The sequence below is a fragment of the Roseovarius sp. THAF27 genome (genome assembly GCF_009363655.1).
Classification (GTDB): Bacteria; Pseudomonadota; Alphaproteobacteria; order Rhodobacterales; family Rhodobacteraceae; genus Roseovarius.
In genome coordinates this window covers 564142-577243 of the sequence record NZ_CP045393.1, presented here as the reverse complement: position 1 = coordinate 577243, position 13102 = coordinate 564142, and the positions used below count along the sequence as shown (strand labels likewise).

The window sequence follows — 13102 nt, the reverse complement described above, 5'->3', positions numbered from 1 at the left end:
GCGTCTTCCTCTGGCGGAAAATATCCCCGCCGGAGGAGTATCCTTGTCGTGTCATGTCTGACGTCCGCGCCAATGGGACAGTTCGGGGCGGTTTGACAAGAGAGGGGGGCCGTCACGGGGGCGTTTGCAACTGACCTTCCGTGTCGGCATCGACACTGCGATCAGGTGTGAATCGAACGCGCCATGGCCGCGCCTTCCACCAATCCCGACAGCTTCGCCCTGGTCAGATCGACCGGAAGGTATTTCATCCCGCAATCGGGTGCCGCCACGATATTGGCGGCCGGGATGCGCTCTGCGGCGGCGATCAGCCTGTCGCGGACCTCTTCAGGGGTTTCCGCTGTCTCGCGTCCAAGGTCCAAAGCGCCGATCAGGAAGCCCTTTTTCATCCCCTCGATCAGCGACAGGTCGAGGCCCGGCTGCGCGACCTCGATCGACAGCTCATCGGCAGAACACTCTTCGAGTTCACGCAGAAACGAATAGCCCTGTGGCTTGGCCTGGTCCATGATGTAGGCATAGCCAAAGCACATGTGGATCACCGTACGTCCGGCCGCGCCCTGGAGCGCACGATTGATGGCCGGGATGGCAAAGGCGCGGGCCGCTTCCGGTTCGGCCTGCATGTAGGGTTCATCCAGCTGCACGATGTCGACGCCGGCGGCAAATATGTCGGCGATCTCCTCGCGCAACATGTCGGCATAGGCCATCGCGAGCGCGGCGTCATCCTCGTAATGCTCATTGAGGGCCTGCATCGTCATGGTGAAAGGACCTGGCAGGGTCATCTTGGTAAGCCGCTTGCTGTGCTTGCGAAGGAAGACGGCTTCGCGGTCCATGACCGGCGCGCGGCGCTGGATGGGTCCGACGACGCGCGGCACCACCATGGGCCGCCCGCTGCGCCCGGTCTTGGTGCCGGGGTTTTCCAGGTCGAGCCCGTCCAGCGACGTGGCGAGATGGTTGGAGTAGCTTTCGCGACGCACCTCGCCGTCGGTGACGATATCGAGCCCGATCTCTTCCTGGTCCAGAATGGCCAGCCGCGTGGCGGCGTCCTGCGCCTCGGTCAAATCGGCCTCGGCCATCTTCCATAGCGACGTGTCGCGGACACGCGGCGGCCCCTTGGAACGGAGTTTCTCGCGGTCGATCAGCCAGTCCGGTTGCGGGTAGCTGCCCACGAGGCTGGTGGGGAATAGGCTGTCATACATGGGATAAATCCTGTGTTTGAGCGGTTGAGGCGTCACGCGATCGCGCTGATTTCCTCGGCGATGTCGTGCGCCTGACCGTTTTCGATGGGCAGGCAGCGAGCGGGAAAATCCTGTACGAACTCGATCCCCAACGCTTCGACCCGGTCGCAGAAACCTGCAAGCACGTCGAGCTGCGGGGCGATAAAGCGGTCGTGCAGCACGAGCACGGTCCAGTCGTTTCGTTCGAGCGCCTCGAACGCGCCTTCGGTCCAGTGGGTATGTGGCGGCTTCCAGTCGCCGGGGGCAGAGGTCCAGGTGACGACGGTAAAGTCGTTGCGTTTCAGGTAATCCACCGCTTCGGGGCACAGCAGGTGCCGGCCCATGGCGCCGCCGGGTTCCAGGTCGAGACGGGCGCCACCCGCCGCGCCGACCCGCCGGCGCCCGACATGACCCTGGCCCGCGCCGGCGAATTCGCCCGTCAATTCGATGTCCAGACCCTCGACCCCGAGCGGCTGACGCAGATGCGCGAGGCTCGGGATCGCAACATCTACCTGTTCGACGTCCGCACCCCCGAGGATTACGCCGCCGGTCACGTCCCGGGCGCGCTCAACGCCCCCGGGGGACAGCTCGTGCAGGCGATGGACGAATATGTGGGCGCCCGCAATGCCGTGGTGGTTCTCACCGACCCGCTGATGCTGCGCGTGGTGATGACGGCCTCATGGCTGGCGCAGATCGCCCAGTGCGAGGTCTACGTGCTCGATCCCGCGCCGGATGCGACCGAAACGGCGGCCCCCGACATCGCCGGGCTCGACCTGCCCGATGTCCAGACACTCTCCGCCCGGGACCTGGCGGCGGAACTGGCCGGGCCCGGGGCGCCGCATGTCCTCGACCTCTCCACCTCGGTGCAGTATCGCCCCGGCCACATACCGGGCGCGCTGTGGATGGTGCGCGGCCGCGAGGCCGCATTGCGCGCCGAACTGAGCGACGCCGCCGGCACCGCGCCGGTGGTGCTCTACGGACCGGACAAGGCTATTCTGCGGCTCGCCGCGCCAGAGATCGCCGCATCCCTTGGCGCCGAGGTCCGGCTGCTCGACGGCAGCGTCGACGCTTGGCAGGCCGAGGGCCAGCCGCTGGAAACCGGAATGCAGCGCCCGGTCGGGCCGATCGACGATGTCTGGTACAAACCCTACGAGCTGGCCGATGCCGGGGCCGAGAAACAGGCCGCCCTCGACTACCTTGACTGGGAAATCGACCTGACCGAGAAAGTGGCCCGGGACACTGTCGCGTTCCGCCCCTTGCACCCGGCAGGCTGACGGTCTCCGAAGGCGCGGCGCGCAGGTTCGTGCGCGCGCCTCCCCCGGCACGTGTCCCAAGGGGCAGCCACCGCGTGGCGCTGCCCGCCCCAGATTTCAAAGTTGACTGACCATGACCCCATTTGCCTACAACACCACGACCAATATCACCTTCGGGTCCGGCAGCGCGTCCCGGATCGCGGAACTCGCGCCCGTCCGCGGCGCCGGCGCCTGCCTTTTCGTCACCGATCCGGGGCTGATCCGGCACGGGCTTTGCGACGCGACGCTGTCCGCGCTGCGGGACGCCGGCCTGCACGTCACGGTGTTCAGCGAGGTCGAAGCTGACCCCTCGCTCGCCACCCTGATGGCCGCCCGGGATGCCGGCCGCGCTGCCGAGGTGGACCTGGTGATCGGCTTCGGCGGCGGCTCGTCGCTGGATGTCGCCAAGCTTGCGGCGCTGCTCCTGGGCTCCGACGAGGATATCGACGCCGCCTGGGGCGTGGGTCAGGCCAAGGGACCGCGGCTGCCGCTGGTCCTGGTGCCGACGACCGCCGGCACCGGCTCCGAGGTGACCCCGGTCTCGATCATCACCGTCGGCGAGGGCGAGAAACGCGGCGTGTCGTCTCCGGTGATCCTTCCCGACGCCGCCGTGCTCGATCCGGACCTGACCCTCAGCCTGCCGGCACCGATCACCGCGGCCACCGGCGTCGACGCCATGGTCCATGCGATCGAAGCCTATGCCTCCACCTCCGCGAACAACAATCCCATATCAAGGATGCAGGCCCGCCAGGCACTGCAACTTCTGGGCGCCAATATCGAAACCGCCGTGTTCGACGGCCAGGATATCGAGGCCCGCGGCGCCATGATGCTGGGCTCGATGCTTGCCGGGCAGGCATTCGCCAATTCCCCGGTCGCCGCCGTCCATGCGCTGGCCTATCCGATCGGCGGCACCTTCCATGTTCCGCACGGACTCTCGAACGCGCTGGTGCTGCCGCATGTCCTGCGCTTCAACGCCCCGGCGGCCCATGACATCTACGCCGAAATCGCGGCAGACGCCTTTCCGGACCTTGCCGGGATCGCGGACCCCGAGGCCAGCTGCGCCGCCCTGATCGAGGCTCTGGCCAACCTGTCGCGGCGCCTGCAGATGCCCACCCGTCTGCGCGATGTGGACATCCCCGAATCCGCCCTGGCCAAGATGGCCTCGGACGCGATGATACAGACCCGCCTGCTGATGAACAATCCGCGCGAGGTCACCGAGCAGGACGCGCTCGACATTTACACGGCGGCCTGGTGATGGCGGACAGGACGCCGCCTGCACAGCGAAGCGATTACGTCGACTTCTATCCGATTCAGACCCGATGGATGGACAATGACGCCTACGGGCACGTGAACAACGCCGTCCATTATTCGCTGTTCGATACCGCCGTAAACGGGTGGCTGATCGACCGGGGCCTGCTGGATCCGCGATACAGCGAGACGTTCGGCCTGGTCGTCGAAACCGGGTGCCGGTACCACAGCGAGTTCAGTTTCCCCGACAGGGTGACGGCCGGGCTGCGGGTGGCGCGACTGGGAACCAGTTCGATCCGCTACGAGGTTGCCCTGTTCCGCAACGAAGAGCCGCAGGCCGCAGCCGAAGGGTTCTTCGTACATGTCTATGTCAACCGCGCGACCCGCCGCCCCGTTCCTATCGAAGCGGACCGGCGCGCCGCCTTCGAAAGCTTGATGATAGACGTCGCATGGCGTGACCTTGCGGCGCTCTGACCAAGACGACCGCGAGACCAACCCTACGTCGCCTGTCGGTGGTGGTGCTCGGACGGCAATCCTCCGCCGGAGGCACGAAACGCTTCAGTAGAGCTGCCAGTCGTCCTCGTGCGGGACGGCGCCGATTGCCATCCAGCGGATCCGGGCGCGGGCCACGCGGGTGTCGCCCCACGTGCGGAAAACCACGTCGAACCCCGTCGCCGCCACGTTCTCGGCGGTGACATCGGCGCGGGCGTTGCGTGCGCTGTCCATGTCCCACATCGACAGGCTGACATGCACCGAGGGCGGCTCCTTGAAAGCGGTCCCGAATGTCACCTTGCGGCGACGTTCGCGGGCGCCGGTGCCGGTCCACATCTCGCCGCCATCCTCGTAATCCGAGAACAGGACATCATCGCCCTGCTCGATTCCGATGGTCTGATTGACAAGATACTTCATTTACCGCCACGCGCCCTCACGCCATTGGTTCTACTATCGCTTTTCGGCGAAAATGCGAAACAAAAAGGAAAAGGGCCCGACATTCGTGGGCCCTTTCCGGAAATTCGCCAGCAGCCGCCGCACCGTCAGGGGGCAGGCACTTTCGAGGGGGTCGACAGGCCGATCTGGTCGCCCATCGCCACCATGTCGGACAGCAGCTTCGCCGCGTCGTCCACCGGGCCGGGCTCGTTGACGAACGTCTCCTGCGCCTTGGCCAGCCGGTCGGTGGCCTCGTCGACCATCTTCTGGAACTCGTCCTGCGTCATGTCCTCGCGCGGCAGCGCGCGTTCGGCCAGCACCGAGATGGAATCGGCATTGATCTCGGCAAAGCCGCCGGTGACGACGTATTCCTTGTCGCCCTCCGGGCCGGACACGCGCACCACGCCGGGGCGCAAAGTCGTGATCAGCGGCGCATGGTTGGCCATGGCCGTCATGTCGCCGTCGGTGCCCGGAATCTGCACCTCGGTCGCCTCGACCGACGCCAGCAGGCGCTCGGGGCTCACCAGGTCGAATTGCACTGTATCAGCCATATTGGCCTCCGTTTCTGTCGCGAGCAGCCTCGCCCACCCCGCGGGTCACCCCGTAGGGTGGGTGAAAACCCACGCTTATGCGGCGTCCGCGGCCATCTTCTCGGCCTTGGCCTTCACGTCGTCGATGCCGCCCACCATGTAGAACGCACCTTCCGGCAGGTGGTCGTACTCGCCGGCCACAACCGCCTTGAAGGACGCGATCGTGTCTTCCAGCGGCACCTGGATGCCGTCCGAGCCGGTGAACACCTTGGCCACGTCGAAGGGCTGGCTGAGGAACCGCTGGATCTTCCGGGCGCGGGCCACGGTCAGCTTGTCCTCTTCGCTCAGTTCGTCCATCCCGAGGATCGCGATGATGTCCTGCAGCGACTTGTAGCGTTGCAGGATCCCCTGCACGTCACGCGCCACCTTGTAGTGCTCCTCGCCCACGATCTGCGGGTCCATCAGGCGCGAGTTCGAGTCGAGCGGGTCCACCGCCGGGTAGATGCCCAGCTCCGAAATCGCACGGCTCAGAACGGTCGTGGCGTCGAGGTGGGCGAAGGTCGTGGCCGGTGCGGGGTCGGTCAGGTCGTCCGCGGGCACGTACACGGCCTGGATCGAGGTGATCGAGCCGGCCTTGGTCGAGGTGATGCGCTCCTGCATCGCGCCCATGTCGGTGGCCAGCGTCGGCTGATAACCCACGGCCGAGGGGATACGGCCCAACAGAGCCGACACCTCGGAGCCCGCCTGCGTAAAGCGGAAGATGTTGTCCACGAAGAACAGAACGTCCGTGCCCGACTGGTCGCGGAACTGTTCGGCCAGCGTCAGACCGGTCAGCGCAACACGCGCACGCGCACCCGGCGGTTCGTTCATCTGGCCGTAGACCAGTGCCACCTGGCTGTTTTCCAGGTTCTCGGGGTCGATCACGTTCGACTCGATCATCTCGTGATACAGGTCGTTGCCTTCACGGGTCCGTTCGCCCACACCGGCGAAAACCGAGTATCCCGAGTGCACCTTGGCGATGTTGTTGATCAGTTCCATGATCAGAACCGTCTTGCCCACGCCGGCGCCGCCAAACAGACCGATCTTGCCGCCCTTGGCGTAAGGCGCCAGCAGGTCGACGACCTTGATGCCGGTCACCAGGATTTCCGACTCGGTCGACTGCGCCTCGAACTCGGGCGCGGGCTGGTGGATCGAGCGGGTTTCCTTGGCCTCGATCGGCTTGCCCTCGTCCACCGGCTCGCCGATGACGTTCAGGATACGGCCCAGGGTGGCGTCGCCCACCGGCACGCTGATCGGGCCGTCGGTGTCGGTCACGTCCTGGCCGCGCACCAGACCTTCGGTCGAGTCCATGGCGATGGTCCGCACGGTGCTTTCGCCCAGGTGCTGGGCCACTTCCAGAACCAGGCGCTTGCCGTTGTTGTCGGTTTCCAGGGCGTTCAGGATTTCCGGCAGGTGGTCGGTGAACTGCACGTCCACCACGGCGCCGATCACCTGCGTGATTTTGCCTTTTGCTTTGGCCATTGTCGTCTCTCCGGTTGTTCTTAAAGCGCCTCGGCGCCCGAAATAATTTCAATCAGCTCGTTGGTGATCACGGCCTGACGCGAGCGGTTGTACTCGATGGTCAGGTCCTCGATCATCTCACCCGCATTGCGGGTGGCGTTGTCCATGGCCGACATCCGTGCGCCCTGTTCGCTGGCGCCGTTCTCCAACAGGCCGCTGAAGATCGCCGTCGCCACGCCACGGGGCAGAAGATCGCGCAGAATCGCGTCCTCGTCGGGCTCGTAGTCATAGATAGTGCCGGCCTCGTCACTGTCCGCGGCGGCCTCTTCGTCGATCTCGAACGGGATCACCTGCTTCATCGTCGGCTTCTGGCTGACCACGTTCTCGAATTCCGAGAAGAAGATCTTGGCGACGTCGAACTCGCCCGCATCAAAACGATCCAGCACGTTCTGCGCCACGTTCTGCGCGTCGGCATAGCCCACGTTCTTGACCTCGGACAGATCGACATGGTCGATGAACAGGTCCGAGAAATCGCGCTTCAGCGCGTCGCGGCCCTTCTTGCCCACGGTGATGACCTTCACGGTCTTGCCGTTGGATTGCAGCTTGTTGATCTCGCTCCGCGCCAGCTTGGCGATGTTGGCGTTGAAGCCACCGCAGAGGCCCCGCTCGGCGGTCATCACCACCAGCAGATGCACATCGTCCTTGCCGGTTCCGCGCAACAAAGGCGGCGCGTTCTCGGCGTCGCCCGCGGCGGCGGCCAGCTTGGACATCACCGCGTTGAACCGCTCGGCATAGGGGCGGGCCATTTCGGCCGCATCCTGGGCCCGCCGCAGTTTCGCGGCGGCCACCATCTGCATGGCCTTGGTGATCTTGCGGGTCGATTTGACCGACTCGATCCTGTTTTTTAGGTCCTTCAGACTCGGCATTGCCTCGTCACCCCCTTATCCGAAGTCGGCTGCGAACTCTTCGATGGCCGACTTGAGCTTGTCTTCGGCGTCGCCCTTGATCTTGGGATCCTCGTTGGTGATCCAGTCCAGGACGTCCTTGCGCTTGGTGCGCATGTGGTTCAGCAGACCATCTTCGAAGCGGCCCACCTGATCGACCTTGATCTTGTCGAGGTATCCATTGGTGCCCGCATAGATGATGCAGACGATCTCGGCGTTGGTCAGCGGCGAATACTGCGGCTGCTTCATCAGCTCGGTCAGACGCTCACCCCGGTTCAGCAACTGCTGGGTCGACGCGTCGAGGTCCGAGCCGAACTGCGCGAAGGCCGCCATTTCACGGTACTGCGCAAGGCTCAGCTTCACCGGGCCGGCAACGGATTTCATCGCGTTGGTCTGGGCCGAAGAGCCCACGCGGCTGACCGACAGGCCGGTGTTCACCGCCGGACGGATGCCCTGATAGAACAGCTCGGTTTCCAGGAAGATCTGGCCGTCGGTGATCGAGATCACGTTGGTCGGAATAAACGCCGACACGTCGCCGCCTTGGGTTTCGATGATCGGCAGCGCAGTCAGCGAGCCCGAACCGTTGTCCTCGTTCAGCTTGGCCGACCGCTCCAGCAGGCGGGAGTGCAGGTAGAAAACGTCACCCGGATACGCTTCGCGGCCCGGCGGACGGCGCAGCAGCAGCGACATCTGGCGATAGGCCACGGCCTGTTTCGACAGGTCATCATAGACGATCAGCGCGTGACGCCCATTGTCGCGGAAATGCTCGGCCATGGCGGTCGCCGAATAGGGCGCCAGGAACTGCATCGGCGCGGGGTCCGACGCCGTGGCGGCCACGACGATGGAATAGTCCATCGCGCCCGACTCTTCCAGCTTCTTCACCAGCTGCGCCACGGTCGACCGCTTCTGACCCACGGCGACATAGACACAGTAAAGCTTCTTGCCCTCGTCGTCGCCGGCGGCGTCGTTGTAGGACTTCTGGTTCAGCATCGTGTCCAGCGCGACGGCGGTCTTGCCGGTCTGACGGTCACCGATGATCAGCTCGCGCTGGCCGCGGCCGATCGGGATCATGGCGTCGACCGACTTCAGGCCGGTGGCCATCGGCTCGTGCACCGACTTACGCGGGATGATGCCCGGCGCCTTGACGTCCGCGACACCGCGCTTTTCCGTCTTGATCGGGCCCTTGCCGTCCAGCGGGTTGCCCAGACCGTCCACGACCCGGCCCAACAGCTCGTCCCCGATCGGCACGTCCACGATCGACTTGGTGCGCTTGACGGTGTCGCCTTCCTTGATGTCCCGGTCCGAGCCGAAGATCACCACACCGACGTTGTCGGTCTCAAGGTTCAGCGCCATGCCCATGATGTTGCCGGGGAACTCCACCAGCTCACCGGCCTGAACGTTGTCGAGGCCGTGCACACGGGCAATCCCGTCACCGACTGACAGCACGCGACCCACCTCGGCAACTTCGGCCTCCTGGCCGAAATTCTTGATCTGGTCCTTAAGGATCGCAGAAATCTCTGCAGCTTGGATACCCATTTATCCGACCTCTTTCATTGCATTCTGTAGGGAGTTGAGGCGCGAACGGATCGACGTGTCGATCATCTTCGAGCCCACCTTTACGACAAGACCGCCAATGAGGCTTTCATCGACGGTCGCATTGATCTTGATGTCTTTTCCGACGGTGCTCTTCAGCGTCTCTGCCAGCTTCTTCGACTGCGCATCGGTCAGCTTGACGGCACTGGTCACCTCGGCGGTCACTTCGCCCTTGTGATCGGCAATGCGCTCGTTCAGCAGGCGCACCATCTGCGGCAGCACGAACAGGCGGCGTTTCTGCGCCATCAGCGCAAGACCGTTCTTCAGTTCCGGCACGAGGCCCATCTTGTCCGCGACCGCCGTGATGGCGCGCTCCTGCTCGTCACGGCTGACGACCGGGCTGCTGATCAGATCGCGCAGATCGGCACTGTCATCGAGCGCGGCGGAAAGATCGGCGAGGTTCGATTCAAGCTTGTCCAGCGAATTTGCGTCTTTGGAAAGCTCGAAAATGGCAGTGGCATAGCGCTCGGCAATGCCGGAGGAGATCGAAGCTGGTTCGGACACGTCCACCCTTCCGATAGTTTGACCCCGGCTCGACAAAAGACGGCGCAAAGGCCGTCTTCCCGGGGTGGTTAGAGACGATGAAACTTGCGAGACACCGATTTTCGTGGGCGGTTTAGCAGACCGATCCGAACCTCGCAAGCTAGCAGGACGGACTAAGCCCCCTATGGATGCCTATACTTTTCAATAGCTTACGGGGTCTGCGACCGATTGCGCAATTTTATTGCGACAAAAATCGTAACTTTTCGTCGCTTTTTTGCGATTCCTTCGTGAACGGCCTGCACGAAACCACGGCACAAAGGGTTTTCACGCACCGCCGGACCGTTACCGCTATCACTCCGGCGGCGGCTTTCCCCGGTTCTTCAGAATGTCGATTGAACCCGCCATTTTCCCACCCTAGGAGGTTGCAGATGGCCCACTCCGATCATCCCGTCAAATCCCTGCCCCGTGCCCGGGCGCTGACCTGTCTCATCGCCCTCGGCATTCTCGTCGGCACGCTCTGGCCGTCCGACGCGCCCGCCGTTCCCTTCATGCTCCGCGACAAGGTCCTGCACCTGCTGGCCTTCGCCGTCCTCGTTCTGCCCATGGCTGTCGCCGCACCGCGCCAGGCCCTCCGGCTCGCACCCGTCTGCATTGCCTTCGGCGCGGCCATCGAGGTGATCCAGCCCATGTTCGGCCGCGGCGCCGAGTGGCTGGACCTGCTGGCCGATGCGCTCGGCGTCGGGCTGGGCCTCGCCCTGGGGCTTCTGCTGCACCGCGCCCTGCGAAACCGATAACCCGCCAATCGTCACGGCGTCGTTTCTTCTGCTTGCGCTGATCGGCGGCGCCGCTGCGTCGTTTCTGATCTACGACGAGTTCATCGACGACGATGACGACAATCCGCGCGATCAGGATGTCGGCACCCCCGGCGACGGCCCCCTGCCCGGAAATCCCGACGACGCGGACGATCCCGACACCCCGGACCTGTCAGGCGACGACACGCTTTCGGCGTCGGGCAACGAAAGGGTCTACGGCGGCGAGGGTCGCGACCTTCTCGATCTTTCCGACAACGCGGTGGGCTTTGGACAGATCGGCGTCGACCGGCTGGACATCAACGAGACCGCCACCGGCTACGGCGGCGAGGGACAGGACCGGCTGAATATCTTCGACGATGCCACCGGCTTTGGCGTTGAAGCCGACGACAATCTCGAAGCGGTCCAGCGCGGCGACGCCTCTGCCTTCGGCGAAGGTGGCGACGGCGACGACACTATCGACGGCCGGGTCCAGTCCACCATCCACGGCAATGCCGGCAACGATAACCTGCGCGTCCAGGGCAATGCCTCCATCTCGGACGTCGAAGCGGGCGACCGGCTCACCCTGGTCCTTTCAGACGACGTGACGAATATCGACATAACCGTCAATAACGATGGATGCGCCCCGATTGACCCCATCACCATCGAGTTGACGGACGATTGGATCTCCGGCGATGACGTGGCTCTGCGCGTCGTCGAACTGACCGAGACCCGGAACTGGGTCTATGTCTCCATCGGGGGCGAGCAGGTGATCCGCCTCGATTTCGTGGATGGCCCGGACGCGCCGCAATTCAACGTCGTGCGTGTCTAGGTCTCACACCGGCTTGGCCTGCGCGCTCGGCTTGGGCTTCAGGACACCCAGCGGGCTGCGCACCGTGTCGCGGATGGCCGACCCCCGGTCGGTCGGCGCATGTACCCGCTTGGTGGCCTGCACGATCAGCACGCCGCCTTTCAGCACCACCGACAGCTTGCCGCCCATATTCTCCCACATGCCCGCCGTCTTGCGCCAGAATTTGCGGTGCGACGGCGGCTGGTAAAGCGCGGTCACATGCCGCTCGGGCAGAAAGTTGCGGGTCTTCAGCTGCGACTCGAGCTGGCTCTGGCTATAGGGCCGCCCGTACCCGAACGGCGTCCGGTCGCTGCGCGACCACAGCCCGGCGCGGTTCGGCACCACGAACAGCGCCGATCCCCCCGGCCCCAGCACCCGCCAGCATTCCTCCAGCAATTCGCCGGGCCGCTCGCAGGTCTCCAGCCCGTGCACCAGCATCAGCTTGTCGACCCGGCCCGTCTCCAGCGGCCACAGGGTTTCCTCGCACAGGACACTGATGTTGGGCTTGTCCGCGGGCCAGTGGATCACGCCCTGCGGCGCGGGCATCAGCGCGATCACCCGCCGGCTGTCCTTCAGGTAGGGCCGCAGGAACGGCACGGCAAAGCCGTAACCGGCCACCGTCTGCCCCTTCGCCTCGGGCCACAGCGTCCGGATCTCGGCGCCCACGGCATTCTGCACCGCACGCCCCAGCGGGTTGCGGTAATAGAAATTCCTCAGGTCCTGCACGTCCAGATGCATTGCAGCCCGCGCCCCGATCCGTCACTCTCGGGGCAAACATAACCACGAATTCAAGGATGGACCAATGACATTGCAGATCGAAACCGTCCCGTGCCTTTCGGACAACTACGCCTTCCTCGCGCACGATCCCGAGACCGGCGAAACCGCCGTGGTCGACGTCCCCGAGGCCGCGCCGATCCTCAAGGCCCTCGACGACAAGGGCTGGAAAGCCACGCATGTCCTGATCACCCACCACCACGCCGACCACGTGCAGGGCCTGGACGAGCTTCTGGCCCGACACGACGCATCGGTCGTCGGCCACGCCGCCGACGCCGACCGCCTGCCAAAGCTCGATATCGCCCTCGGCGACGGCAACACCGTCACCATCGGCTCCGACACCGGCACCGTGATGGATGTCTCCGGCCACACCGTCGGCCACATCGCCTTTCATTTCCCCGACAGCAAGGTCGCCTTCACCGCCGACAGCCTCATGGCCCTGGGCTGCGGCCGCGTCTTCGAGGGCACCATGCCCCAGATGTGGAACAGCCTGTCGAAACTCGCCGCCCTGCCGCCCGAGACGACCATCTGTTCCGGCCATGAATACACCGCCGCCAACGGCCGCTTCGCGCTGACCATTGATCCCGACAATTCCGCGCTTATATCAAGGGTCAAGGCGGTCGAAGCCGCCCGCGATCAAGGGAAACCGACCGTTCCCTCCACCCTGTCCGAAGAATTGGCCACCAACCCCTTCCTGCGTGCCACCGATCCCGCCGTTCAGGCGCATCTGGGCATGACGGGCGCAGACGCCGCCGACGTGTTCGCCGAGATCCGCACCCGAAAGGATAACTTTTAGGCACGCCCGCGCGGGCTGGCCAAATTGTCACGGCGTGGCCTGCAAAAGCAGCTTTTGTAAGATCGGAAAGGGAAAAGTGAACGGGTTTGGAAAAAAAGTCCTTGAAGGCTGGCCTGTATCGACCAAACTTTAATCATATAAGGCGAAGGTCGCGGGACCGGCCCAA

Annotated in this window: 15 protein-coding genes; 6 read left to right on the top strand and 9 right to left on the bottom strand. The window is 64.6% G+C overall.

From position 1 onward, the window contains the following. Window positions 1-161: 161 nt before the first annotated feature. Together FIU89_RS02945 and FIU89_RS22180 are read right to left on the bottom strand one after the other, a co-directional pair. Entirely contained in the window at window positions 162-1193 is a 1032-nt protein-coding gene (locus FIU89_RS02945; protein ID WP_152491229.1) for a 5-methyltetrahydropteroyltriglutamate--homocysteine methyltransferase, read from the bottom strand. Between the two features lie 32 nt (window positions 1194-1225). Next, window positions 1226-1555, bottom strand: coding sequence for a hypothetical protein (locus FIU89_RS22180; RefSeq protein ID WP_172978010.1), 330 nt, complete (start codon window positions 1553-1555; stop codon window positions 1226-1228). Here FIU89_RS22180 and FIU89_RS02940 point away from each other — a divergent pair. The 3 genes from FIU89_RS02940 to FIU89_RS02930 all read left to right on the top strand — a co-directional run bounded on the left by FIU89_RS02940 (window position 1544) and on the right by FIU89_RS02930 (window position 4225). Continuing rightward, window positions 1544-2485, top strand: coding sequence for a rhodanese-like domain-containing protein (locus FIU89_RS02940; protein ID WP_172978009.1), 942 nt, complete (start codon window positions 1544-1546; stop codon window positions 2483-2485). The genes FIU89_RS22180 and FIU89_RS02940 overlap by 12 nt on opposite strands. Window positions 2486-2597: 112 nt before the next feature. After that, a complete protein-coding gene (locus FIU89_RS02935) occupies window positions 2598-3758 on the top strand; it encodes an iron-containing alcohol dehydrogenase (protein ID WP_152491227.1) in 1161 nt (386 codons plus the stop codon). Beyond that, window positions 3758-4225 (top strand): thioesterase family protein, encoded by a 468-nt coding sequence (locus FIU89_RS02930; protein ID WP_152491226.1) that lies wholly within the window; start codon window positions 3758-3760, stop codon window positions 4223-4225. Before FIU89_RS02935 ends, FIU89_RS02930 begins: the two co-directional genes overlap by 1 nt. Before the next feature lie 84 nt (window positions 4226-4309). Here the strand turns inward: FIU89_RS02930 and FIU89_RS02925 are convergent, their stop codons facing one another. The 6 genes from FIU89_RS02925 to FIU89_RS02900 form a co-directional block, all read right to left on the bottom strand. Next, the gene (locus FIU89_RS02925) at window positions 4310-4660 is read right to left on the bottom strand and encodes an H-type lectin domain-containing protein (protein ID WP_152491225.1); all 351 of its coding nucleotides are present in this window, start codon (window positions 4658-4660) and stop codon (window positions 4310-4312) included. Window positions 4661-4785: 125 nt separating this feature from the next. Continuing rightward, a complete protein-coding gene (locus FIU89_RS02920; RefSeq protein ID WP_152491224.1) occupies window positions 4786-5229 on the bottom strand; it encodes a F0F1 ATP synthase subunit epsilon in 444 nt (147 codons plus the stop codon). 75 nt (window positions 5230-5304) lie between these two features. Next, a complete protein-coding gene (atpD, locus tag FIU89_RS02915) occupies window positions 5305-6729 on the bottom strand; it encodes a F0F1 ATP synthase subunit beta (RefSeq protein WP_152491223.1) in 1425 nt (474 codons plus the stop codon). A 20-nt stretch (window positions 6730-6749) separates the two neighbouring features. After that, window positions 6750-7634, bottom strand: coding sequence for a F0F1 ATP synthase subunit gamma (locus FIU89_RS02910; protein WP_152491222.1), 885 nt, complete (start codon window positions 7632-7634; stop codon window positions 6750-6752). Between the two features lie 15 nt (window positions 7635-7649). Continuing rightward, the gene (atpA, locus tag FIU89_RS02905; protein WP_152491221.1) at window positions 7650-9188 is read right to left on the bottom strand and encodes a F0F1 ATP synthase subunit alpha; all 1539 of its coding nucleotides are present in this window, start codon (window positions 9186-9188) and stop codon (window positions 7650-7652) included. Continuing rightward, window positions 9189-9755, bottom strand: coding sequence for a F0F1 ATP synthase subunit delta (locus tag FIU89_RS02900; protein WP_152491220.1), 567 nt, complete (start codon window positions 9753-9755; stop codon window positions 9189-9191). It lies immediately after the preceding gene. Between the two features lie 401 nt (window positions 9756-10156). On the opposite strand from FIU89_RS02900, the gene FIU89_RS22175 reads away from it, so the two are divergent. Continuing rightward, window positions 10157-10522, top strand: coding sequence for a VanZ family protein (locus FIU89_RS22175; protein ID WP_172978008.1), 366 nt, complete (start codon window positions 10157-10159; stop codon window positions 10520-10522). Next, window positions 10455-11348, top strand: coding sequence for a hypothetical protein (locus FIU89_RS02890; protein ID WP_152491218.1), 894 nt, complete (start codon window positions 10455-10457; stop codon window positions 11346-11348). Before FIU89_RS22175 ends, FIU89_RS02890 begins: the two co-directional genes overlap by 68 nt. 3 nt (window positions 11349-11351) lie before the next feature. Here the strand turns inward: FIU89_RS02890 and FIU89_RS02885 are convergent, their stop codons facing one another. Then, window positions 11352-12104 carry a class I SAM-dependent methyltransferase gene (locus FIU89_RS02885; RefSeq protein ID WP_152491217.1) on the bottom strand — a complete coding sequence of 251 codons (753 nt, stop codon included), beginning with the start codon at window positions 12102-12104 and terminating at the stop codon, window positions 11352-11354. A 64-nt stretch (window positions 12105-12168) separates the two neighbouring features. On the opposite strand from FIU89_RS02885, the gene gloB reads away from it, so the two are divergent. Continuing rightward, window positions 12169-12936: a hydroxyacylglutathione hydrolase gene (gene gloB / locus FIU89_RS02880; RefSeq protein ID WP_152491216.1), complete on the top strand. Its 768-nt coding sequence runs from the start codon at window positions 12169-12171 to the stop codon at window positions 12934-12936. Window positions 12937-13102 lie beyond the last annotated feature (166 nt).